Source organism: Microbulbifer elongatus, from assembly GCF_021165935.1.
In the GTDB taxonomy this organism is placed as follows: domain Bacteria; phylum Pseudomonadota; class Gammaproteobacteria; order Pseudomonadales; family Cellvibrionaceae; genus Microbulbifer; species Microbulbifer elongatus.
This window is the reverse complement of sequence record NZ_CP088953.1, coordinates 3,099,184-3,122,329: the sequence shown is the minus strand read 5'-3', so window position 1 is coordinate 3,122,329 and position 23,146 is coordinate 3,099,184. Positions and strand designations below refer to the sequence as shown.

The 23,146-nt window shown below is 58.4% G+C and carries 18 protein-coding genes and 2 tRNA genes; 14 read left to right on the top strand and 6 right to left on the bottom strand.

Annotated features, from left to right (window positions below; all coding sequences use genetic code 11):
- Positions 1 to 93: 93 nt before the first annotated feature.
- The 4 genes from LRR79_RS12870 to LRR79_RS12855 form a co-directional block, all read right to left on the bottom strand.
- Complete coding sequence (locus LRR79_RS12870) at positions 94 to 849, bottom strand: YciK family oxidoreductase (protein ID WP_231757596.1); 756 nt, start codon at positions 847 to 849, stop codon at positions 94 to 96.
- 53 nt (positions 850 to 902) lie between these two features.
- Positions 903 to 1,568, bottom strand: coding sequence for an HAD family hydrolase (locus LRR79_RS12865; protein ID WP_231757595.1), 666 nt, complete (start codon positions 1,566 to 1,568; stop codon positions 903 to 905).
- A gap of 18 nt (positions 1,569 to 1,586) precedes the next feature.
- Positions 1,587 to 2,291: a bifunctional 2-polyprenyl-6-hydroxyphenol methylase/3-demethylubiquinol 3-O-methyltransferase UbiG gene (gene ubiG, locus LRR79_RS12860; protein ID WP_231757594.1), complete on the bottom strand. Its 705-nt coding sequence runs from the start codon at positions 2,289 to 2,291 to the stop codon at positions 1,587 to 1,589.
- A 205-nt stretch (positions 2,292 to 2,496) separates the two neighbouring features.
- A complete protein-coding gene (locus LRR79_RS12855; RefSeq protein WP_231757593.1) occupies positions 2,497 to 3,858 on the bottom strand; it encodes a TRZ/ATZ family hydrolase in 1,362 nt (453 codons plus the stop codon).
- A 240-nt stretch (positions 3,859 to 4,098) separates the two neighbouring features.
- Between LRR79_RS12855 and gyrA the strand changes: the two genes are divergently transcribed.
- The 13 genes from gyrA to LRR79_RS12790 all read left to right on the top strand — a co-directional run bounded on the left by gyrA (position 4,099) and on the right by LRR79_RS12790 (position 20,489).
- On the top strand, positions 4,099 to 6,672 hold the full coding sequence (gene gyrA / locus LRR79_RS12850) for a DNA gyrase subunit A (protein ID WP_231757592.1): 2,574 nt from the start codon (positions 4,099 to 4,101) through the stop codon (positions 6,670 to 6,672).
- A 192-nt stretch (positions 6,673 to 6,864) separates the two neighbouring features.
- Positions 6,865 to 7,944 (top strand): 3-phosphoserine/phosphohydroxythreonine transaminase, encoded by a 1,080-nt coding sequence (gene serC, locus LRR79_RS12845; RefSeq protein ID WP_231757591.1) that lies wholly within the window; start codon positions 6,865 to 6,867, stop codon positions 7,942 to 7,944.
- Between the two features lie 47 nt (positions 7,945 to 7,991).
- Positions 7,992 to 9,095: a prephenate dehydratase gene (gene pheA / locus LRR79_RS12840; protein WP_255874472.1), complete on the top strand. Its 1,104-nt coding sequence runs from the start codon at positions 7,992 to 7,994 to the stop codon at positions 9,093 to 9,095.
- Between the two features lie 15 nt (positions 9,096 to 9,110).
- The gene (locus LRR79_RS12835) at positions 9,111 to 11,369 is read left to right on the top strand and encodes a bifunctional prephenate dehydrogenase/3-phosphoshikimate 1-carboxyvinyltransferase (RefSeq protein WP_231757590.1); all 2,259 of its coding nucleotides are present in this window, start codon (positions 9,111 to 9,113) and stop codon (positions 11,367 to 11,369) included.
- Positions 11,370 to 11,446: 77 nt separating this feature from the next.
- A complete protein-coding gene (cmk, locus tag LRR79_RS12830; RefSeq protein ID WP_231757589.1) occupies positions 11,447 to 12,124 on the top strand; it encodes a (d)CMP kinase in 678 nt (225 codons plus the stop codon).
- Positions 12,125 to 12,301: 177 nt separating this feature from the next.
- Positions 12,302 to 13,981: a 30S ribosomal protein S1 gene (gene rpsA, locus LRR79_RS12825; protein ID WP_231757588.1), complete on the top strand. Its 1,680-nt coding sequence runs from the start codon at positions 12,302 to 12,304 to the stop codon at positions 13,979 to 13,981.
- A gap of 140 nt (positions 13,982 to 14,121) precedes the next feature.
- Complete coding sequence (gene ihfB, locus LRR79_RS12820; RefSeq protein ID WP_043315886.1) at positions 14,122 to 14,430, top strand: integration host factor subunit beta; 309 nt, start codon at positions 14,122 to 14,124, stop codon at positions 14,428 to 14,430.
- A gap of 97 nt (positions 14,431 to 14,527) precedes the next feature.
- Positions 14,528 to 14,836 carry a lipopolysaccharide assembly protein LapA domain-containing protein gene (locus LRR79_RS12815; RefSeq protein ID WP_231491409.1) on the top strand — a complete coding sequence of 103 codons (309 nt, stop codon included), beginning with the start codon at positions 14,528 to 14,530 and terminating at the stop codon, positions 14,834 to 14,836.
- A gap of 1 nt (position 14,837) precedes the next feature.
- Complete coding sequence (gene lapB / locus LRR79_RS12810; protein ID WP_231757587.1) at positions 14,838 to 16,028, top strand: lipopolysaccharide assembly protein LapB; 1,191 nt, start codon at positions 14,838 to 14,840, stop codon at positions 16,026 to 16,028.
- Between the two features lie 52 nt (positions 16,029 to 16,080).
- The gene (gene pyrF, locus LRR79_RS12805; protein WP_231757586.1) at positions 16,081 to 16,791 is read left to right on the top strand and encodes an orotidine-5'-phosphate decarboxylase; all 711 of its coding nucleotides are present in this window, start codon (positions 16,081 to 16,083) and stop codon (positions 16,789 to 16,791) included.
- A gap of 170 nt (positions 16,792 to 16,961) precedes the next feature.
- The gene (locus LRR79_RS12800; protein WP_231757585.1) at positions 16,962 to 17,261 is read left to right on the top strand and encodes a ComEA family DNA-binding protein; all 300 of its coding nucleotides are present in this window, start codon (positions 16,962 to 16,964) and stop codon (positions 17,259 to 17,261) included.
- 405 nt (positions 17,262 to 17,666) lie between these two features.
- On the top strand, positions 17,667 to 18,401 hold the full coding sequence (locus LRR79_RS12795; protein WP_231757584.1) for an MraY family glycosyltransferase: 735 nt from the start codon (positions 17,667 to 17,669) through the stop codon (positions 18,399 to 18,401).
- Between the two features lie 81 nt (positions 18,402 to 18,482).
- Positions 18,483 to 20,489, top strand: a complete 2,007-nt coding sequence (locus LRR79_RS12790) for a polysaccharide biosynthesis protein (protein WP_231757583.1) — start codon at positions 18,483 to 18,485, stop codon at positions 20,487 to 20,489.
- Positions 20,490 to 20,642: 153 nt separating this feature from the next.
- On the opposite strand, the gene LRR79_RS12785 is transcribed toward LRR79_RS12790, so the two are convergent.
- Together LRR79_RS12785 and LRR79_RS12780 are read right to left on the bottom strand one after the other, a co-directional pair.
- Positions 20,643 to 20,718 (bottom strand) — tRNA-Asn (locus LRR79_RS12785).
- A gap of 105 nt (positions 20,719 to 20,823) precedes the next feature.
- A tRNA-Asn gene (locus LRR79_RS12780) sits at positions 20,824 to 20,899 on the bottom strand.
- 232 nt (positions 20,900 to 21,131) lie between these two features.
- On the opposite strand from LRR79_RS12780, the gene uvrB reads away from it, so the two are divergent.
- Positions 21,132 to 23,141, top strand: coding sequence for an excinuclease ABC subunit UvrB (uvrB, locus tag LRR79_RS12775; protein ID WP_231757582.1), 2,010 nt, complete (start codon positions 21,132 to 21,134; stop codon positions 23,139 to 23,141).
- Positions 23,142 to 23,146: the final 5 nt, after the last annotated feature.

Genomic DNA, 23,146 nt, shown 5'->3' with positions numbered 1-23,146 from the left:
CGGTCGACCTGGAATGGAAACGGGTCGAGATTGGGGAAGTGTAATCAGACGGGCAGCAGTGCACCACTGCTGCCGGGGTCTCTACGGGCGCAATCAGCCTTGGGCATTAAACTGCTTGCCGTTCACGCCAATGCTGTCATCGCCCATCAGATACAGGTAGGTGGGCATGATGTCTTCCGGGGTGGTCACCGAGGCCGGATCTTCCGCCGGGTAGGCCGCGGCGCGCATATTGGTGCGGGTGGCGCCGGGGTTGATGCTGTTGACGCGAATATTGGAGACACCCTCCACTTCATCGGCCAGAGTCTGCATCATGCCTTCGGTGGCGAACTTGGATACTGCATAGGCACCCCAATAGGCGCGCCCTTTGAGTCCTACGCCGGAACCGGTGAAGATCACTGAACCCGCTTTCGATTCTTCGAGCAGAGGCAGCATGGCCTTGGTTAATCCGAAAGCAGCGTTCACATTTATCTGCATCACCTGCTGCCAGGTGGCATAGTGGTAGTTGGCCATGGGAGTGCGCTGGCCGAGGACGCCGGCGTTGTGCAGCAGGCCATCCAGGCGGCCGAACTCCTGGTCTACGCCCTGGGCCAGATATTCCAGCTCTTCCCAGCGCACTTCGGAAAGGTCCACCGGCAGGATGGCCGGCTTGGCACCGCCGGCGGCTTCAATTTCGTCATACACCGCTTCCAGCTTGGGTACTGTGCGGCCCAGCAAAATAACCGTGGCGCCGTGGGCCGCGAAGGTTTTGGCGGCCACCCGGCCGATGCCGTCGCCCGCGCCGGTAACCAGAATGACTTTTTCTTTGAGCAGGTCGGTGGGTGCCTGGTAATTAGAAATGGTTTCGGACATTGCTGTATGCAGACTCGTTGATCGCGTGTTTGATGGGAAATTGCGTATCGCAGTTATTTGTTCAGGTAGTGTTTTTCCAGCAGCGGCCAGATTTCATCCGCGTGGTGGATGAGGTGGTCGGCCTGCCAGTTTTCCGGGTCGTCACCGGTATCGATATAGCCGTAGCTACAGGCGATAGTGGGCATACCCGCTGCCCGGCCAGCCATAATGTCGCGCTCGTGATCGCCGACGTAAATGGCTTCCGCAGGGTCGCAGCCGATGCGGCTGCAGGCAAGCAAAATGGGTTCCGGGTCAGGCTTGCGATGGGTGACATCGTCCGGGCAGATGATGGCGCCGGGGGTGGGCAGGTGCGCAAAGGCCTGCATCAACGGGATGGTGTAGGCCGAGGGCTTGTTGGTGACAACACCCCAGGCAATACCATTTTCCGCAAGTTGATTGAGCAGTTTCTCGATACCGGGGAAGGGCACCGTGTGTTTGGCCAGGTGCATCAGGTAGAGATCCAGCAGGCGCTGGCGCAGTATGTCGAATCCGGTTTCGCCTTCGTCCACCCCGAAACCCAGGCGTACCATGGCGCGGGCACCGTTGGAGACGACTTCGCGGATGGTGGCATCCGCCAGTGGTGGCAGCTGTTCCTGGTCGCGCAATTGATTGAGCACCACCACGAAGTCCGGGGCGGTGTCGAACAGGGTGCCGTCGAGATCGAAGAGTACAGCTTTCATAGTCAGGTACTTCTGAATTTATTCCGCCGGGCGAATGGTGTGCATCAGGTAATTGACGTCGACGTCCCTCGGGTTGAGTTTGTACTGCTTGGTGAGGGGATTGTAGGTCATACCGGTAATATCGCGGGTTTGCAGCGCGGCTTCGCGCACCCAGCGGCCGAGTTCTGACGGGCGAATGAATTTGCCGTATTCGTGGGTGCCTTTGGGCAGCATGCGCAATACGTATTCGGCGCCGACGACGGCGAACAGCCAGCCTTTGGGGGTGCGGTTGATGGTGGAGAAGAAGACGTGGCCACCGGGTTTGACGAGCCTGGCGCAGGCGCGGATTACGGAAGATGGGTCTGGTACGTGTTCGAGCATTTCCAGGCAGGTGACGATGTCGTAGCTGGCCGGTGCCTGTTCGGCGAGCTCTTCTACGGGGATGCGCTGGTAGTCGATCTGTACGCCGGATTCTAGGGCGTGCAGTTTGGCCACGTTGAGTGGTGCTTCGCCGAGGTCGATGCCGGTGACGTCGGCGCCGCGCTGCGCCATGGCCTCGGTGAGAATACCGCCGCCGCAGCCCACGTCCAGCAGCTTTTTGCCGGCAACGGGCGCGCGCTGATCGATGTAATTGGCGCGCAGGGGGTTGATTTCATGCAGGGGTTTGAACTCACCCTGCTGGTCCCACCAGCGGCTGGCCAGTTGTTCAAATTTGGCGATTTCCGCCGGATCTACGTTGGTCATCAGATATGGGTCGCCATTGTTGATGCTTTTAGATGGCCCTGTGGCGGCCGTGCTGGCGGTGGCTTCTCGCGGGACACGCCGTAAACCCGTCCATGGGGGCTCGGCTGCGGCCATCCAGGCCGCAGACGGTCCCGCGAGAAGCCCCCGCCAGCACGGCCTTCAATTCTGAGAGTTGTGCTGCGTAAGCGGATCCAGTTGATCGGGCTTAATTGCTAAGACCAGCGATTCTATCACGCCAGTTCGCCGCCCGTTGCTGCAGTTCTTCTTCATTGAGTGTGGTGAGTTCGCGGTCTTTCAGCAGTTGCTTGCCCGCGACCCAGACATTGCGCACATGGTGGCCATTGGCGGTGTAGATCAGCTGCGATAGCGGGTCGTGCAGGGGTTGTTGCTCCAGGGCGCTGAGGTCGATGGCGCACAGGTCTGCGGCTTTGCCCACTTCAATGCTGCCGGTGACGTCGTCGACCCCCAGGGCGCGGGCGCCGTTGATGGTGGCCATGGCGAGGGCCTGGTGAGCGGGGAGGGCGTCGGCCTGGCCGGAGACGGCTTTGGCGAGCAGGGCGGCGGTGTTGGTTTCCGCGAGCATGTCCAGGCCGTTGTTGCTGGCGGCGCCATCGGTACCGATGGATACGTTGATACCGGCTTCGAGCATCTTTGCCACCGGGCTGAATCCGGAGGCCAACTTGAGGTTGGAACGCGGGCAGTGGCTGATGTGCGCGCCGGTTTTCTGGATCAGGGCGATGTCACTGTCGTTGAGTGCGGTCATGTGCACGGCCAGGAATTGGGGGGAGAGCAGGCCGAGGCGGTGGAGGCGTTCGGTGGGGCGCTGGCCGGTGTCGGCCACCGCGCGCTCCACTTCGCCGGCGGTTTCGTGCAGGTGCATCTGTACGGACATCCCCAGTTCGTCGGCGTAGATGGCGATTTTCTTCAGGGTTTCGTCGCCCACGGTATAGGGGGCGTGGGGGGCGAAAGCGAGTCCGATCCGGTGGTGGGAGCGGTAGTCATCCCGTAGGGCGAGGCCTTTTTCGATGGCATCAAAGCCGTTTCGGGACCAGTTGTTGGGGAAGTCGATGACGGGGAAGGCGATCTGGGCGCGCATTCCGGCTTCGCGTGCGGCTGCGGCAGTGGCTTCCGGGAAGAAGTACTGGTCGGAGAAGGTGGTGGTACCGCTTCTGAGCATTTCCGCCATGGCGAGTCGGGTGCCGTCGGTGACGAACTCCGGGCTGACCCACTGCTGTTCGGCGGGCCAGATATGTTTTTCCAGCCAGGTCATCAACGGGTAGTCGTCGGCAAAACCCCGCAGCAGGCTCATGGCGGCGTGGTTGTGGGTGTTGATCAACCCCGGGACCAGCAGTTGCTCGCCGAGTTGCAGCTCTTCTGTGGCGGTGAAGCGATTACGGGCTTCGTTGCTTGGCAGTATGGCGGTGATGATGCCGTCGCGGATGGCCAAAGAGCAGTTTTCGTACAATCGCTTTTCCGGGACCACTGGAATGATCCAGCGAGCGTGAATCAGGGTGTCGATAGGCTGCTTGTTGTGCGCTTTTGGGTCGGGTGCGGTGGGGTTGGCCATGGCTGCTGTGTGTTTTTTGTTCCGTTGTGAAGGCGCAGACTTTAACTGTGGGAAGGTGCGCGAACAAGTCCGCACTTGGCGTCTGATGTGCTAGAATCGCCCGCTTGATCGGGGTCCGTGACTTGCTGGCCCCACCAGTTCCCAGCCTGTTGCTGTGCGCCCCCAGAGAAGGGTGGTGGTGACAGGTATAGCCGGGGCCTCCCCCGCGGGCGGCGTTAACGATAAGGAATGCCTGGAAATATGGGCGAATTAGCCAAAGAAATTTCTCCGATCAATATCGAAGAAGAGCTGAAGCAATCCTACCTCGACTATGCGATGAGCGTGATTGTGGGCCGTGCGTTGCCGGATGTGCGCGACGGTCTGAAGCCGGTGCATCGGCGCGTGCTCTACGCAATGAACGAACTCAAAAACGACTGGAATAAACCCTACAAAAAGTCGGCCCGTGTGGTTGGTGATGTCATCGGTAAATACCACCCGCACGGCGACAGTGCGGTGTACGACACCATCGTGCGTATGGCGCAGCCGTTCTCCCTGCGTTACATGCTGGTGGACGGTCAGGGTAACTTCGGTTCCATCGACGGTGACAGCGCGGCCGCCATGCGTTACACCGAGATCCGCATGGACAAGCTCGCCCACGAGCTGCTGTCCGACCTGGACAAGGAAACCGTCAACTTCATCGACAACTACGACGGCTCCGAGCAGATGCCGGAAGTCCTGCCGTCGCGGGTGCCCAACCTGTTGGTCAACGGTTCCTCCGGTATCGCCGTGGGCATGGCCACCAACATTCCGCCGCACAATCTGAGTGAGGTGGTAAAGGGGTGTCTGGCGCTGATCGATAACAGCGAGCTGACCATCGATGAGCTGATGGAGTATATCCCCGGCCCGGATTTCCCCACCGGCGCGATCATCAATGGCCGCGCGGGCATCCTGATGGCTTACCGCACCGGTCGCGGACGTATCTATATCCGTGCCAAGGCGGAAGTGGTGCGCGATGATAAAACCAATCGCGAAACCATCATCATTCACGAGATTCCCTACCAGCTGAACAAGGCGCGCCTGATCGAGCGGATTGCCGAGCTGGTAAAAGAAAAGAAAATTGAAGGTATTTCCGAGCTGCGCGACGAGTCCGACAAAGACGGCCTGCGGGTAGTCATCGAACTCAAGCGCGGCGAACTGGGCGATGTGGTGCTGAACAACCTCTACGCACAGACCCAGCTGGAGAGTGTGTTCGGTATCAACATGGTGGCGCTGGTGGACGGCCAGCCCAAGCTGCTGAACCTCAAGCAGCTGCTGGAATACTTCATCCGTCACCGCCAGGAAGTGGTGACCCGTCGTACCGTATATCTGCTGCGCAAAGCCCGTGAGCGCGGTCATATTCTGGAAGGTCTGGCGATTGCCATCTCCAATATCGACCCGGTCATCGAGCTGATCAAGTCCTCCGCCACGCCGGCGGAAGCCCGCGAAGCGCTGCTGGCCAAAGGCTGGCCGGTGGGTGAGGTCGAGCAGTTCCTGGAGCGCGCCGGTGCCGACGCCTGTCGCCCGGACGATCTGCCGCAAGAATTCGGAATGCGTGACGGTGCCTATTACCTTTCGCCGGCACAGGCCCAGGCCATTCTCGAGCTGCGTCTGCACCGCCTGACCGGGATGGAGCACGACAAGCTGCTGGCGGAATACAGCGAGCGCCTGGAGCAGATCGCCGAATATCTGGAGATCCTCGGCAGTCCCGAGCGCCTGATGCAGGTGATTCGCGAAGAGCTGGAAGTGCTGGAAAAAGAGTACGGCGACGAGCGCCGTACCGACATCGTGGCTTCCCGTCAGGATCTTTCTGTAGAAGACCTGATTACCCCGGAAGACAAGGTGGTGACCATTTCCCACGGTGGCTACGCCAAGAGTCAGCCGCTGGCGGACTACCAGGCCCAGCGCCGCGGCGGTATGGGTAAATCTGCCACCCAGGTAAAAGACGAAGACTTCGTTGAGCACCTGTTGATTGCCAACTCCCACGACACCATTCTGTGCTTCTCCAACAAGGGTAAGGTGTACTGGCTGAAGGTGTATGAAGTGCCTACCGCCGGCCGCGCCTCCCGTGGTCGTCCGATGGTGAATATGCTGCCGCTGGAAGACGACGAGCGTATCAGCAGCCTGATGCCGGTGTCTGAGTACGATGAAGATCACTTTATTTTCTTCGCCACCGCCAATGGTACCGTCAAGAAAACACCGCTGACCGCCTTCTCACGTCCCCGCAGTGTCGGCTTGCGGGCCATTGAGCTGGAAGAGGGCGATCGCCTGGTGGCTACTGCAGTCACCGACGGCAAACAGGACGTGCTGCTGCTGACCAGCGCCGGTAAGGCGGCCCGCTTTGCCGAAGAAAATGTCCGTTCCATGGGGCGTATTTCCCGTGGCGTGCGCGGTATCCGCATGGCCGACGGCGTCTACGTTATCGCCATGGTGATTCCGGAAGAGGGTGGCTCGGTGATGATGGTCACTGAAAACGGTTACGGCAAACGCACAGCGACGTCCGATTTCCCCACCAAGGGACGTGGTACCCAGGGTGTGATTGCGATTGCGGAAAGCGAGCGTAACGGTGCGCTGGTCGGGGCCTGTCAGGTACACCCGTCAGAGGAAATCATGCTGATTTCCGATCAGGGTACGCTGGTGCGCACCCGAGTGGATGAGGTGTCTATCCTTGGTCGCAATACGCAGGGTGTCCGGGTAATCCGCCTCAAGGGGGATGAGCACCTGGTTGGTCTGGCGCGTATTGAGGAAGCGGAGGATGAAGAGGGTGAGGCGGCCGAAGGCGGCGCTGCCGAGGAGTAAGCGCTGAACCCGATTTGACTCAAAAAGGCTGCGAATTATCGCGGCCTTTTTTGACTCCAGTTTCCGATAGGTGGCTAGCGGCGAAAGGGCTGTAATCACAGGCGTGAAAAGGCGGGTTGTTCATCTCAACTTTGCGTCTAAAGCCAAAGAATCTATCCAAGTTTAATGGTTGTTCTCAGTGGAAGTGAGTCGATGAGAAAGTTTAATTTCTGTGCGGGACCTGCGGCGTTGCCGGACCCGGTATTGCGGCAGGCACAGGAAGAGTTGCTGGACTGGCAGGGTCTGGGTTGTTCTGTGATGGAGGTGAGCCACCGTTCACCGGAGTTTACCCAAGTCGCAGAAACTGCTGAGCAGGACCTGCGGGACCTGCTGGCCATTCCCGCCAACTATAAAGTGCTGTTTTTACAGGGCGGGGCCACTGGGCAATTCAGTGCGATCCCCTGGAATCTGCTCGGTGTTGGCAGCAAGTCTGCCGACTATATTCATACCGGTCAGTGGGCGGACAAGGCGATCAAGGAGGCCAGCCGGTATGGCCAGGTCAATATTGTGGCCTCTTCGGAAGATCGCAACTTCAGCTATGCGCCGGCGGCGGACAGCTGGCAGGAAAGTGACGACGCGGCCTATTTCCACTACACGCCAAATGAAACCATTGGTGGTGTGGAGTTCCCCTATATTCCGGAAGTGAAAAGCCCGCTGGTTGCGGATATGTCGTCCTGCATTCTGTCGCAGTCGATTCCGGTGGAGAAATTTGGCTTTATTTATGCCGGTGCGCAGAAAAATATCGGTCCATCTGGAATTGCCGTGGGAATTGTGCGCGATGACCTGCTGGATCGCGCATTGCCGGGTATTCCTCGCAGTCTGAACTGGAAGATTGCCGCAGCCGGTGGCTCCATGGATAACACGCCGCCGACCTTTGCCTGGTATCTGTCCGGCCTGGTGTTCAAATGGCTGAAGGCGCAGGGTGGCGTCGCTGCCATGGCGGAACTGAGTGAGAAAAAATCGGCATTGCTGTACGACTTTCTCGACCGCAGCGACTTCTTCTCCAGTCCGGTGGCGAAGGATAGTCGTTCGCGCATGAATGTGCCGTTTGTGCTGGCGGATGAGAAGCTCGACAAACTGTTCCTGCAGGAGTCCGAAGCGGCGGGCTTGCTGAATCTGAAAGGGCACCGTTCGGTAGGGGGTATGCGTGCTTCCCTGTACAATGCGGTGCCTCTGGAGGCGGTAGAAGCGCTGGTTGCCTTTATGGCGGATTTCGAGCAGCGCCATGGCTGATCGCAGCCGAGAATTGATTGGAAGGATTGAGTAAGAGGGCGAAAATTATGTCTGAAGAGAAGCCCAAGCAGGATGAGCGCCTGCTCGAACTGCGCGACCGTATTGACGGTCTCGACAGCGAAATTGCACGGCTGATTTCCGAGCGTGCCAACTGCGCGCTGGAAGTGGCCGAGGTCAAAAAAAACAACGGCGAAAATGCGCTCTACTACCGTCCCGAGCGCGAAGCGCAGGTATTGCGTAAGGCCATGGCGCGCAATCAGGGGCCGCTGACCAACGAAGAGATGGCGCGCCTGTTTCGCGAAATCATGTCCGCCTGTCTCGCCCTGGAAGAGCCGGTGAAGGTGGCTTACCTGGGGCCCGAGGGTACGTTTACTCAACAGGCGGCGCTCAAACATTTCGGACACTCAGCGGTATCCAAGCCACTGGCGGCCATCGACGAAGTATTTCGCGAGGTGGAAGCCGGTGCAGTAAATTACGGCGTGGTGCCGGTGGAGAATTCCACCGAGGGTGTGGTGAACCACACCCTGGACAACTTTATGACGTCCAACCTGAAAATCTGCGGAGAAGTGGAGCTGCGTATTCACCAGCACCTGATGATTTCCGATATCACCCGCAAGGACTCCATAACCCGGATTTATTCTCACGCCCAGAGCCTGGCACAGTGTCGCAAATGGCTGGACTCTTATTACCCGAACGTGGAGCGTGTGGCGGTGGCCAGCAACGCGGAGGCGGCCAAGCGGGTCAAGGGTGAATGGAATGCGGCGGCCATTGCCGGGGATATGGCGGCGGATATGTACGGCCTGAAAATCCTCAACGAAAAAATTGAGGATCGCCCGGACAATTCCACCCGCTTCCTGATTATTGGCACCCAGGTGGTGCCCGCCAGTGGTGACGACAAAACCTCGCTGATGGTATCCATGCGCAACGAGCCCGGTGCGCTGCACGATCTGCTGGTGCCGTTCCAGACCCACAAGATCGATCTGACCCGGGTGGAAACCCGGCCGTCCCAGAGCGGAAACTGGACCTACGTGTTCTTTATTGATTTTGTCGGTCACCGCGATACCGAGAATATTGCTGCCGCTCTGAAAGACGTCGGTGCCTGTGCGTCGGATATGAAAGTGCTGGGCTCCTACCCGCGCGGAGTTCTGTAAATGCCGGAAGCAGGGATGACGACAGGGCAGGATGCGGCGGCCGGTGTGGGTCGTCTGGTTGTAGTCGGCATTGGGTTGATTGGTGGCAGTCTGGCGCTGGGATTGAAGGCGGCCAGCGGTTGTCGTGAAGTCATCGGCGTAGCTCGCCGCCCGCAGACCTGCGAACAGGCGGTAGCGTTGGGGGTTGTTGATCGCGCGGTTACCGATATTGCCGACGTTTTGCCGGAGCTGGAGCCCGGGGATGTGATTTTCGTTGCGGTACCCACCCTGACTGTCGAGGCGGTCTTCGCCCAACTGAAAGACCGAGTGCCGGCAGGTGTCACCATTACCGATGGCGCCAGCGTAAAAGGTAGTGTGATTGCCGCGGCCAGGAATATCTGGGGTGAGGTGCCGGCGTTTCTGGTGCCGGGGCACCCGATTGCCGGCTCAGAGAAAAGTGGTGTGACCGCGGCACGCGACGATCTGTATATCGCGCACCGTATCATTCTCACCCCGCTGGAAAGTACCGGGGGTGAACATGTGGCCCGCATACAGAAAATGTGGGAAGCGGTGGGTGCGGAAGTGCTGAGTATGCCTGTGGACGAGCACGACGAGGTGCTCGCCGCCACCAGCCACTTGCCCCATGTCATCGCCTTCGGTCTAGTGGATACCCTGGCCCACGATGCGGAAAACGAAAATATTTTTCGCTATGCCGCCGGCGGTTTTCGCGACTTCACCCGTATCGCCTCCAGTGACCCGGTGATGTGGCGGGACATCATGCTCGCCAACCGCGATGCCATTCTGAAATCCATTGATTTATACACCTCCAATCTGGCTTCACTGCGCAGTGCCATTGCCAGCGGCGACAGCGAGCAGTTGATGGGGGTATTTACCCGGGCCAAGGCGGCGCGGGATCATTTCACCAAAATGCTGGCCAAAAAAGCGTATACGGAAACTATGGAAGCGAAGGAAGTTACTTTTGTTGCCCAACCGGGTGGTGCAGTCAACGGCGATCTGCGGGTGCCTGGCGATAAGTCCATGTCCCACCGCTCGATCATGCTGGGTTCCCTGGCGGAAGGTGTCACCGAGGTGGAAGGATTCCTCGAGGGGGAGGATGCGCTCGCTACACTGCAGTCGTTTCGCGATATGGGCGTGGTGATCGAAGGGCCGGTCGATGGTCGCGTTACCATTCACGGTGTGGGCATGCACGGTCTGCAGGCCCCTCCCGGTCCCCTGTACGTGGGTAACTCCGGTACTTCCATGCGTCTGTTGGCCGGTCTGCTGGCCGGGCAGAAATTCGATACCGTACTGACCGGAGACGAATCCCTGTCCAAGCGCCCGATGAATCGCGTGGCCAACCCGCTGCGGGAAATGGGTGCGGTTGTGGAGACTGGTGAAGATGGGCGTCCGCCGCTCAAGATCAAAGGCGGCCATACGCTGAAAGCCATCGACTACACACTGCCCATGGCGAGTGCCCAGGTGAAATCCTGTGTGCTGCTGGCGGGTCTCTACGCCGATGGCGAAACCAGCACCACCGAGCCGGCGCCGACCCGGGACCACACGGAGCGGATGTTGACGGGCTTCGGCTATGAAGTGCTCCGCGACGGCCCCCGCGCCAGCCTGAAAGGCGGCGGCAAATTGACCGCCGGTCATATCGACGTGCCTGCAGATATTTCCTCGGCCACCTTCTTTATGGTGGCGGCCTCCATTGCGCCGGGCTCCGATGTGTTGCTGCAGCACGTGGGTATCAACCCGACCCGGGATGGCGCGATCAATATTCTGCGTGCCATGGGTGCGGACATCACCCTGGAGAATCCGCGAGAAGTGGGTGGCGAGCCGGTGGCGGATATCCGCGTGCGTTACGCGCCCTTGAAGGGGATCAAGATTCCGGAAGACCAGGTGCCGCTGGCCATTGATGAATTCCCGGCAATCTTTGTTGCGGCTTCCTGTGCTGAAGGTGAGACCGTGCTGACCGGTGCCGAAGAGCTGCGCGTAAAGGAAAGCGACCGTATTCAGGCCATGGCCGACGGCCTGGAGATTCTTGGCGTGGATGCCAGGCCAACCCCGGATGGCATCGTGATCCAGGGTAAAGGCAGTGAAGGTGCGGTATTCGGTGGCGGTGAGGTGGATAGCCTCGGCGATCACCGTATTGCCATGTCCTTCGCGGTGGCGGCGCTGCGCGCGGGTGCGGATATCCGCATCAAGCACTGTGCGAATGTTGCCACTTCCTTCCCGAATTTTGCCGAACTGGCGAAGGGTGCGGGGATGAACCTGCGGGTGGTTTCCCAGGGTTAGTTGCCGGAGGGTTGGCAGAAGACCTGCCAAAGGCAGTGACGGCCAACTAAAGTAGTACCAAAGTGCGTGAGACTGAAATGACCAACAACGCCCCCGTAATCACCATCGACGGACCCAGCGGTTCCGGCAAGGGCACCATTGCCAAGCTGGTGGCCGACCGGCTCGGCTATGTTCTGCTGGACTCGGGGGCTCTGTATCGCCTCACGGCACTGGCGGCGCTGAATGCGGAAGTGGATCTGGCGGATGAGGGAAGAGTGGCGGAGATTGCTGCGAACCTGAATATCCGCTTCGCCATTGCCGGCGGTGAAGTCAGTGCCGTGTTGGATGGCAAGGACGTCAGCCGGGATATCCGTATGGAGCGGGTCAGCATGGCTGCTTCCAAAGTGGCGGCGCTACCCGCCGTGCGTGAAGCCTTGCTGCAGCGACAGCGGGACTTTCGCGAATGGCCGGGACTGGTGGCGGATGGGCGCGATATGGGTACCACAGTGTTTCCCGACGCGCCGGTCAAGGTGTTCCTGACCGCCAGTGCGGAAGAGCGCGCCCGCCGCCGCTTTGCTCAGTTGCAGGGCAGGGGGGGTTCTGTTAGCCTCCGCGACCTGCTGGAGGACATCCGCGCCCGGGACGACCGGGATATGAACCGCGCAGCCTCCCCTCTGGCCCCGGCAGATGATGCCGTGGTGCTGGATAGCACGGACATCGCTATAGATGATGTTCTGCAGAAAGTGCTCGAACTGGTACAAAATCGCATCGGTTGAGCCACACTGGGAACCGCTTTCCAGTAACAGTTTTTTAACAATGACGGCCGGGATCAGCCAGAATCGCCCGGCCGTTGTTGTAATCCGACCCGCGTGCTGGCAGCGCGGTGGGACTTTCACTGGCGGTTGACACTTATTTCGTCGCCCTCGGTAGAGTCCACTTATATAGGTAATGTAATGAGCGAGAGCTTTGCTGAACTATTTGAAGAGAGCCTGAAAAGCGTAGAAATGGCACCCGGCGCCATCGTGACCGGTGTTGTTATCGACGTGGACAAAGACTGGGTAACCGTGCACGCGGGCCTGAAGTCTGAAGGCGTTATCCCTGCGGACCAGTTCAAGAACGACAAAGGTGAAGTGGAACTGCAGGTGGGCGACGAAGTACAGGTTGCCCTGGAAGCGGTAGAAGACGGTTTCGGTGAAACCCGTCTGTCCCGTGAAAAAGCCAAGCGCGCTGAAGCCTGGAAAATCCTCGACGCTGCACACGCTGCAGACGAAGTGGTTAAAGGTGTTATCAGTGGCAAGGTTAAAGGTGGCTTTACTGTTGACGTTGCCAACATCCGCGCGTTCCTGCCGGGTTCTCTGGTAGACGTTCGTCCGGTTCGCGATACCGCGCACCTGGAAGGCAAAGAGCTCGACTTCAAAGTGATCAAGCTGGACGCCAAGCGCAACAACGTTGTTGTTTCCCGTCGCGCCGTGATGGAAGCCGCCAACAGCGAAGAGCGTGAAGCCCTGCTGGCCAGCCTGCAAGAAGGTATGGCGATCAAAGGTATCGTGAAGAACCTGACCGACTACGGTGCTTTCGTAGATCTGGGCGGTATCGACGGCCTGCTGCACATCACCGATATGGCTTGGAAGCGCATCAAGCATCCGAGCGAGATCGTGAACGTTGGCGACGAGATCGAAGTAAAAGTACTGAAGTTCGACCGCGAGCGCAGCCGTGTATCCCTGGGTCTGAAGCAATTGGGCGAAGATCCCTGGGTATCCATCAAGCAGCGTTACCCGGAGAACAGCCGCGTGAAGGCGGTTGTCACCAACCTGACCGACTACGGCTGCTTCGCCGAGCTGGAAGAAGGTGTGGAAGGTCTGGTGCACGTATCCGAAATGGATTGGACCAACAAGAACATTCACCCGTCCAAAGTTGTCAATGTTGGCGACGAAGTCGAGGTAATGATTCTGGACATCGACGAAGAGCGTCGTCGTATCTCCCTGGGTATCAAGCAGTGTCAAGAAAACCCGTGGGATGCCTTCGCGCGTAAATTCGCTAAAGGCGACAAGATCTCCGGTAAGATCAAGTCCATCACCGACTTCGGTATCTTCATCGGTCTGGACGGCAGCATCGACGGTCTGGTTCACCTGTCCGACATCTCTTGGAACGAAGCGGGCGAAGACGCCGTGCGCAAGTTCAAGAAAGGTGACGAGCTGGAAACCGTTATCCTGGGTATCGACTCCGACCGCGAGCGTATCTCCCTGGGTATCAAGCAGCTGGAATCCGATCCGTTCTCTGATTACGTAGCCACCAACGATCGCGGCAGCATCGTAATGGGTACCATCAAAGAAGTGGATGCCAAGCAAGCCATCATCACTCTGGCGGATGAAGTGGAAGGCGTACTGCGCGCTTCCGAAATCAGCCGCGACAAGGTTGAAGATGCGCGCAACGCCCTGAAAGAAGGCGAAGAAGTAGAGACCAAGATCACCAGCGTGGATCGCAAGAACCGCGTGATCAGCCTCTCCATCAAGGCCAAAGATCAGGACGATGAGAAGCAAGCCATCAAGGATCACAGCAAGAAGCAGGCTGAGCAGGTTCAGCCGGCGACTATCGGTGACCTGATCAAGGCGCAGATGAATAACAAAGACTGATAAAGTCTTGTTATTAAGAGTTTTGGCTCAATGAGCTGAAGCTATGCGAAAGCCGGACTGGGGTTGCCCAGTCCGGCTTTCTATTAGATGATTGCCGCTATTCCAGAATAATCAATGACTTAGAAAGGATTGCGGACTGCATGACCAAGTCTGAACTGATCGAGAAGATCGCTCTGAGGTTAGATCAGCTGCCGGTTAAGGATGTAGAGCTGGCGGTCAAAGTCATGCTGGACACCATGTCGAGTGTACTGGCGGAAGGGGAGCGCATAGAGATTCGCGGCTTTGGCAGCTTTTCTCTGCACTATCGCGCGCCGCGTACCGGGCGCAACCCCAAAACCGGTGACTCCGTCGAGCTTGCCGGCAAGTATGTGCCGCACTTCAAACCGGGAAAAGAGCTCAGGGATAGGGTAAACCAGCAGATGAAGCGGGATGTCTACGAGGACGCATAAGTCGCGTAGGAGGATTCCATTGCCGAGCTGGTCACAGTGGGCTAACACTGTAACGGACTTTTAGATTTTCACATTCCTTCCGGAACCGGAGGTTCGCTTGTCATTTCTGCGCTGGATATCGCGTCTGCTATTCGGGATATTGGCTTTGGCGTGTATTGCGCTGGGTGTCTATTTTGCGGTCGACAACCCTGAGAGCATTACGCCGCGCTTTGCCGGTTACCCATTGTTTGCCGGCAGTGTGGGCTTCTGGCTGATCGGCTTCCTGCTGATTGGCGCTCTGTTGGGGTTCCTCGCCAGCCTGTTGCCTTACTGGACCGAACGGCGCCGGGTAAAAGGGCTGGAGCGCCAACTGCTGCGCACCGAGCGCGAGCTGCACACCGTCCGCCGACAGGTTGCCGGAGAGTAGTTTGAGCGACCTGACATTTTTCATTTTCATTTTTGCAGCCATCGCCATTGGTTGGTATCTCGGCCGCAAAAGTGGCAAGAAAAAGGGTGCCAAGAACAATGAGCATCAGGCCCTGGCGCAGTCCTATGCGCAGGGGCTGAATTACCTTTTGAGTGAGCGCCACGGCGACGCCATTGAAAAGTTTATCGACTCGCTCGAAGTCAGCACCGCCACTCTCGAAACCCACCTGGCACTCGGTAATCTGCTGCGCAAGCGCGGCGAGCACGACCAGGCGATCCGGGTGCATCAGAACCTGCTTGCCCGCCCCAGTCTCAACCGCATCAGTCAGCAAAAGGCGCAACTGGAATTGGCGCGGGACTATATTGCCGCGGGCTGGCTTGACCGGGCCGAGCGCCTGCTCCAGGAGCTGGTGGAGACCTCCTCGGAGCTGCGCACTACCAGCCTGGAATATCTGGTTGAGGTGTATCGGGACGAGCGCGAATGGGCCAAGGGAATCCATGCGGTAAACCTGTTGCATGGCCGCCGCTTCAAGCGCCTGTCCAGTGAATGGGCACCGATACAGGCGCACTTCTGCTGTGAACTGGCGGAAGAGGCCATCAACGGCAAGGATTATCTGAGCGCGCGCAAGCACATCGACGCAGCACTGGGCTATGACCGCCACTCCGTGCGTGCCAACCTGTTGCTGGGTCGCCTCGAGCACACACTGGGGCGCCCACAGGAAGCGATTCGGGTGCTTGAGCGGGTACCCAGGCAGAATCCCGACTATATCCCTGAAATCCTTGAGCTACTGATTACCTGCTACGAGACGCTGGGGGATGAGCGGGGGCTCGAGCGCTACCTGGAGGCGCTGCAGAAAGAGCACCCCACCAACAGCGTTTTGATTGCGTTGGCTGAGCGAATTCACCAGCATCAGAGTGAAGCGGAAGCGGCGGCGTTTATGGGTAAACAGTTGGCGTTGCGCCCATCGCTGCGTGGGCTGGGGCACTTCCTCAACCTGCATATCGATAGTACGGAAGGGCGCTCGCGGGAAAATCTGTACCTGCTGAAAAACCTGATCGATCAATTGATCGCAAGCCGTCCGCATTACCGCTGCAACCACTGCGGTTTCTCCGGCAATCAGCTGCACTGGCTTTGCCCCAGCTGTAAGCGTTGGGATACGGTGCGCTCGGTCAAAGGGATCGAGGGCGAGTAGCCTCGGCCCGATCATCGAATTTAATCTCCAATATCTGACACTGAGGTGTTCATTGACTGAATCTGTTTCTTCTCCGGTCATCGTGGCTCTGGATTACGATAATGCCGACGACGCTCTGGCGATGGCCGCGCAGCTGGATCCGGCAGTTTGCCGTGTCAAAGTCGGAAAAGAGCTGTTCACTATCGCCGGTCCGGAGCTGGTGCGGAAGCTGGTGGCGCAGGGATTCCAGGTTTTTCTCGATCTCAAATTTCACGATATTCCAAACACCGTTGCCGCAGCCGTGCGTGCGGCGGCCAATCTCGGTGTGTGGATGGTGAATGTGCACGCATCTGGCGGTGAGCGCATGATGCGTGCTGCGCGCGAAGCGCTGGAGCCTTTCGGCGCCAAGCGCCCATTGCTGATCGGGGTAACCGTTCTGACCAGTACCGCCGAGGAAGAACTGGCTCCGGTAGGGGTTGGCAGAAGCCTGAACGAACAGGTTGTGGCGTTGGCCAGGCTCACCAAAGAGAGCGGCCTGGATGGCGTGGTCTGCTCAGCCCGTGAAGCGAGCGCCCTCAAAACCGCCTGTGGCGAGGATTTCGCCCTGGTGACACCGGGTATCCGCCCGGCGGGCGCAGCGGCAGATGATCAGCGTCGTATCGTCACCCCGGCAGATGCGGTACGAAATGGCTCGGATTATCTGGTGATCGGGCGCCCCATTACCGCTGCGGACGATCCCGCGGTGGCGTTGCAGGGGATCGTCGAAGAGCTGGCAGGGAGCTGACTCCGGTTACGCCACGGGTAAAATGCGGTGACCGGCTGTAATAACGTGTAATGGCTCAGGGGTCAAAAGCCCGGGGATTGTTTGATAGAGTGCTCCCGCCTGGGGAGGTTTGTGGTCCCACGGATTGAAGACCATAACGCTTAGTGCAATTACAAGAAAAGGAATTTGCCATGAAACTGTTTCGTTTCCCGCTTGCCGTACTGTTTGCCCTTTCCATATTGCTGGTCAATGTGCCCGCGGTATTCGCCGAAGAAGAACCGCAGACACAGACAGTACAGGTGGTGAACCTGAACACCGCCACTGCAGAGGAGTTGTCTGCTGCGCTGGATGGTGTGGGTGAGGCTCGCGCAAAATTGATCGTCCAGTACCGGGAAGAAAACGGCAGCTTTTCCAGTGTCGAAGAGCTGCTGGAGATCAAAGGGATCGGCGTAGCCACGCTGGAGAAGAATAAAAATCGGATCCAGTTGTAAATAAGTATCGAAACAGCGCCTCAGGGCGCTGTTTCTTTTTTGGGCAAATATGCGTCGTGGGCTAGCGTGACCTGTTGTTGCGGGGCCCCATCTGGGAGTTAAGCCAGGTTTCCTTGATGTTACAAGGAGCGAGCTATATAGTTCAGCGCGAATAAAAAATGCACTGGGTTGGCGCGCAAGTCGACGCTATGGTCAGTATTTACGGGGTTTTGACGGGGATCATTGATGGGGGCGTACTTTGACCACGGCTGGTGGTCATTGCTGTTTTTTTGCGCAGCGTCCGCTGCTGTCACTGCATTGGTGTTGCGCTTGCTACTTACGCGTCTGGGTGAGTTTGCCCTGGATGCCCCCAACCATCGCTCCCTGCATGAAACACCGGTGCCGCGGACCGGTGGGTGGGGCCTGTTGTCGGGTGCCGTGGTCGGTTTCCTGCTCAGTCAGCCTGAAATTCATCCTGGCATTGTTTTTGCCTTTGTTGCGTTGCTGGTGATTTCTCTGGCAGATGACCTGCGGTCATTGAGTGCGCGGGTGCGTTTTTCTGTGCAGATTTTGTCCGTCGGCATTTTGTTATATGTGCTGGCCCCGCCGCTTTCTGGGTCCTGGTCGTCGGTTTTATGGCCGCTGCTGGTGCTGGGCGGTGTATGGGTTGTCAATCTGTACAACTTTATGGATGGCATGGATGGCTTTGCCGGCAGTATGACCGCGATCGGATTTGCGACTCTTGGGGTAATCTGTTTCTTGCGAGACGTGCCGCAAATTGGAAGTATTTGTCTGCTGATCGCAACAAGTAGTGTCGTTTTTTTGTACTACAATTGGCCGCGTGCACAAATTTTCCTCGGCGATGCGGGGGCCACAGTCATTGGCCTGGCGGCATTTGCGGTGAGTATCGCGGGGTGGCAGCAGGGGGCCTTTGGGGTGCTGATTCCACTGCTGGTATTCCTGCCGTTCTGGTTGGATGCCTCGGCTACCCTGGCGATCAGAGTGCTGCGTAAAGAGCGCTGGTGGGAGGCGCATCGCCAGCATTTCTATCAGCGGATGGCGCTGAAGCACGGTGTGAAAACGTCCTTGTTTATCGAATTGGCCGTGATGTTGAGCACGTCTTTGCTGGCCCTGCTGCTGGTAGCATCCGGAGTGTTGTGATTAGTCCGGAAAGGAAGTTTCGGATGTTTATTGTTATGCAAGGGCCAATAGTGCCCGGTAAAGGAATTTTTTGGGGGGTTGGTGAATAGCTTTTATAAAGCTGCGCAGAAAAACTACAAGCCGTTCTTGATGCTCTGCTATGACCTGCTGATGCTCACGGCTGCGTTTTTGCTCGCCATGGCTATCCGTTTTAACGGTGCCAGCACGGTGACTGAACCTGCCATGGCGCTGTGTCTGGCCATGACGCTTATTTCCAGCAGTTTTATTTTTCTTCGCCTGGGGCTGTACCGTACGGTAATCCGTTACATGGGGCAGCAGGCGATTGTCGCTGTTCTACAGGGGGTTACCGCGTCGGCGGTGGTACTCGCGGTGGCTTCTTATCTCACCTATGCCGGTGTTCCGCGATCGGTGCCCGTGATTTACTGGTGTTTCGCCCTGATTACCGTGGGTGGATCCCGCTGGCTGGTGCGTATCTATTACCAGATGGCACTGGAGATCCACAAAACCCGCGTGGCCATCTACGGCGCGGGCACTGCCGGCCTGCAGTTGTACAAGGGGCTGGTGCACGGTGAGATGTACAAGACCGTCGCCTTTTTTGACGACAATGCCTCCAAGCAGAATACGCTGATTGATGGCGTACTGGTTTACAGCCCAGCCAATATTCTTGATGTGATTGCCGAGCGGGATATCTCCGAAATTCTGCTGGCGATGCCGGGAGTGCCCAAGCGCCGCCGCCGTGAGATCACCCGTAGTCTGCGTGAGCGCGGTATCGTGGTGAAAGTCATTCCGGGTATGGAAGAGTTGGTGGACAGCGCCGGCCGCGTATCCGATGTGGCCCAGATTTACGAAAACATCCTCGGTCGCGCTCCGGTCGAGCCGCAAAAAGAACTGGTCTCCGCATCCATCACCGGCAAGGTGGTGATGGTGACGGGGGCCGGTGGCTCCATTGGTTCCGAGCTCTGCCGACAGATCATCCAGTGGGAAGCGACCAAGCTGATCATGCTGGAGTCCTCCGAGTTCTCTCTCTATCAGATTGAGCGAGAGCTGCAGCAACAGCAGCAGGATGAAGGTCTGCAGGTGGAAGTGACAGCGCTGTTGGGCGACGTGCGCAACCGCCAGCGCATGGGTGAGATCATTCAGTCCTTTGGTGTGCAGACGATCTATCATGCGGCGGCCTATAAGCATGTGCCGCTGGTCGAGCAGAACGTGGTAGTGGGCGCGGAAAATAACGTGCTGGGTACCCTTTCTGTCTTGGAGGCCGCCGAGGCCTGTGGGGTTGAGCAGTTTGTGCTGGTTTCCACCGATAAGGCAGTGCGCCCGACCAACGTGATGGGGGCAACCAAGCGCCTGGCCGAGTTGATCTGTCAGGATTTCGGGCGCCGCTTCGGGCGTACCCGGGTGTGTATGGTGCGCTTTGGTAACGTACTCGGATCCTCCGGCTCCGTGATTCCTCTGTTTACCGATCAGATTAACGCTGGTGGGCCGGTGACGGTGACTCACCCCAAGGTGACCCGTTTCTTTATGACTATTCCCGAAGCAGCGCAGCTGGTATTGCAGGCGGGAAGCATGGGGCGCAAGGGCGAGGTTTTTGTGCTGGATATGGGGGAGCCGGTTCGTATTCTGGATATCGCCCGCCGTCTGATTCAGATTATGGGCCACACCGTGCGCGACGAGGCCAACCCCGATGGCGATATCGAAATTCAGATTTCCGGCCTGCGCCCCGGTGAAAAGCTGTATGAGGAGCTGTTGCTGGGGGATGCCGTTGCCGGCACCGATCACCCGATGATCATGCGGGCAGAGGAAGAGCGCTTGCCCAGTGATCAGCTGCAGTCGTGCTTGGCTGAGCTGAAGCAAGCCTGCGCGCGCCAGGATTGTGTTGCCGTACATCGCCTGCTGATTGAGGCGGTGAAAGACTACACGCCAAAACAGGAGCTCGTGGATACGGTCTGGACACAGTTGTCGGAAGCGAATGCGTCCGGAATTGCTGCGTCGCAGGATGTGTCCGAGGGGGCGGAGGTGCGCCAGCTGCCAATTGCATCAGGCAGTCGCCGGGTTCAGCGGATTACCGGTGAGGTGCCGGAAGTCTAGCGAGCAAGTTCAATGGGTTTCGGGGGTGCCCCGGAGCCCGTACAGGCTCCCTGGTGCTGGATACCGGTGATGATCAGGCGGTGCCGATCAAAGTCCCGCAGGTGACAGGCAATAAAAAACCCCGTAACCGGTAAGGGTACGGGGTTTTTTGTTTGGCTCCGCCTGCTGGGCTCGAACCAGCGACCCAATGATTAACAGTCATTTGCTCTACCAACTGAGCTAAGGCGGAATTTTTGGTTAGGGCGCCTGCCTCTTGGTGAAGGTGGCCCTGAAAGAGCATAGCTCTAAATAAAATCTTCGTGGCAATTCAGTGTCGCTACGAACATTTTGAAATTGGCTCCGCCTGCTGGGCTCGAACCAGCGACCCAATGATTAACAGTCATTTGCTCTACCAACTGAGCTAAGGCGGAACTGTCTGATCGGTCTTGCAAATGCCGTCCCGGTCAGGTGGCGCGTATCTTATAGAGCACCCCAAACCAGGTCAACCCTTTTACCTAAAAATAAGCCTTTGATTTTGCAGTGTTTATTTTCTCGCCGCCCGCTCCGGTGGAACACCGAATTTGTCCCGCACCGGGGTGTGCGCCTACAATTTCCTACCCCGGAGTGCCGGGTGTGAAGCGAAACCGGAGTGGTAGTCGGCCCATGGAAACCCGTCCTTTTGAAGTTGCCAGTAAATACGAGCCCGCAGGGGATCAGCCAGCCGCCATCGAGGCGCTGGTTGAAGGGGTGGGGGATGGCCTGGCGCATCAGACACTGCTGGGGGTAACCGGCTCCGGTAAAACCTTCACTATGGCCAACGTGATCGCGCGCCTGCAGCGGCCCGCAATCGTGATGGCCCACAACAAGACCCTGGCCGCTCAGCTGTACGGCGAGCTGAAAGAGTTTTTTCCCCGCAACGCGGTCGAGTACTTCGTTTCCTACTACGACTATTACCAGCCGGAAGCCTATGTGCCATCGTCGGACACCTTTATTGAGAAGGATGCATCGGTCAACGAGCATATCGAGCAGATGCGGCTGTCCGCGACCAAAGCTCTGATTGAGCGGAAGGATGTGATTGTGGTGGCGACCGTGTCCGCGATTTATGGCCTGGGCGATCCGGACAAATACCTCAAGATGGTGCTGCACCTGGATCGTGGCGATATCGTTGATCAGCGCACGATTCTGCGCCGCCTGGCTGAGCTGCAGTACACCCGCAACGATGCGGATTTCCGCCGCGCCACCTACCGGGTGCGCGGGGATATCATTGATATCTATCCCGCCGATTCGGACCTGGAGGCGGTGCGCCTGTCCCTGTTCGATGAAGAGATCGAAGAAATTACCCTGTTCGACCCGCTCACCGGGGAGGTGCTGCAGAAGGTTCCGCGCATCACCATCTTTCCAAAGTCCCACTACGTGACTCCGCGAGAAACCATTGTCGACGCCATTGATCAGATCAAGGGCGAGCTGAAAGAGCGCCTTGAGCAGATGCGCGACAACAATAAGCTACTGGAGGCCCAGCGGCTGGAGCAGCGCACCCGTTACGATCTGGAAATGATGCAGGAGCTCGGCTACTGCAACGGCGTGGAAAACTATTCCCGCTATCTGTCCGGGCGGGATCCTGGTCAGCCCCCGCCCACCTTGTTTGACTATCTGCCGCACGATGCGCTGCTGTTTATCGATGAAAGCCACGTAACCGTGCCGCAAATCGGCGGTATGTACCGCGGTGACCGCTCGCGCAAGGAAACCCTGGTGGAATACGGTTTCCGTCTGCCCTCGGCGCTGGATAATCGGCCGCTGAAATTTGAAGAGTGGGAGAATCTGTCACCGCAGACCATCTTCGTATCCGCGACCCCGGGGAAATACGAGCAGGAGCACGCCGGGGCGGTGGTGGAGCAGGTGGTTCGTCCCACCGGCCTGGTGGACCCGGAAGTGGAGGTGCGCCCGGCGGCAACACAGGTGGACGATACCCTGTCGGAAATCCACCGCTGCGTGGACAAGGATCAGCGCGTGTTGATTACCGTGTTGACCAAACGCATGGCGGAGGATCTGACCGAATACCTACAGGAGAGCGGCGTGCGGGTGCGCTATCTGCATTCTGACATTGATACCGTAGAGCGGGTGGAGATTATTCGCGACCTGCGCATCGGCGAATTTGATGTGCTGGTAGGGATCAACCTGTTGCGGGAAGGGCTGGATATGCCGGAAGTCTCTCTGGTGGCCATCTTCGACGCCGACAAGGAGGGTTTCCTGCGCTCCGATCGCTCACTGATCCAGACCATCGGCCGTGCCGCGCGGAATCTGGAGGGCAGGGCAATACTGTACGCGGACAAAATCACCGACTCCATGAAGCGCGCGCTGGAGGAGACCCAGCGCCGGCGGGAAAAGCAGCTGGCGCACAATGCCGAGCACGGCATTACCCCCAAAGGGATTCGCAAGAGTGTTGCCGATATCATGGAGGGCGCCATCGCTCCCGGGGTGCCCAAATCCCGCCGCAAAGTTGCGGAGAAGGGCGCCGCTTACAAAGCCGATCAGAAACCGCTTACCGATCAGCAGCGCTGGGCGCGTATCGAGGAGCTGGAAGAGCAGATGTACAACCACGCCAAGAATCTGGAGTTCGAGGCCGCCGCCAAGTTGCGCGATGAGATCACCAAGCTCAAAGAGGCGGCGCCATAAGGCGC

Coding starts and splice junctions, on each gene's coding strand:
- uvrB (WP_231757582.1), top strand. CDS start 21,132: ATGGAAACCCGTCCTTTTGAAGTTGCCAGTAAATACGAGCCCGCAGGG.
- rpsA (WP_231757588.1), top strand. CDS start 12,302: ATGAGCGAGAGCTTTGCTGAACTATTTGAAGAGAGCCTGAAAAGCGTA.
- LRR79_RS12835 (WP_231757590.1), top strand. CDS start 9,111: ATGACGACAGGGCAGGATGCGGCGGCCGGTGTGGGTCGTCTGGTTGTA.
- ihfB (WP_043315886.1), top strand. CDS start 14,122: ATGACCAAGTCTGAACTGATCGAGAAGATCGCTCTGAGGTTAGATCAG.
- pheA (WP_255874472.1), top strand. CDS start 7,992: ATGTCTGAAGAGAAGCCCAAGCAGGATGAGCGCCTGCTCGAACTGCGC.
- ubiG (WP_231757594.1), bottom strand. CDS start 2,291: ATGACCAACGTAGATCCGGCGGAAATCGCCAAATTTGAACAACTGGCC.
- LRR79_RS12865 (WP_231757595.1), bottom strand. CDS start 1,568: ATGAAAGCTGTACTCTTCGATCTCGACGGCACCCTGTTCGACACCGCC.
- LRR79_RS12800 (WP_231757585.1), top strand. CDS start 16,962: ATGAAACTGTTTCGTTTCCCGCTTGCCGTACTGTTTGCCCTTTCCATA.
- cmk (WP_231757589.1), top strand. CDS start 11,447: ATGACCAACAACGCCCCCGTAATCACCATCGACGGACCCAGCGGTTCC.
- serC (WP_231757591.1), top strand. CDS start 6,865: ATGAGAAAGTTTAATTTCTGTGCGGGACCTGCGGCGTTGCCGGACCCG.
- gyrA (WP_231757592.1), top strand. CDS start 4,099: ATGGGCGAATTAGCCAAAGAAATTTCTCCGATCAATATCGAAGAAGAG.
- LRR79_RS12870 (WP_231757596.1), bottom strand. CDS start 849: ATGTCCGAAACCATTTCTAATTACCAGGCACCCACCGACCTGCTCAAA.
- LRR79_RS12855 (WP_231757593.1), bottom strand. CDS start 3,858: ATGGCCAACCCCACCGCACCCGACCCAAAAGCGCACAACAAGCAGCCT.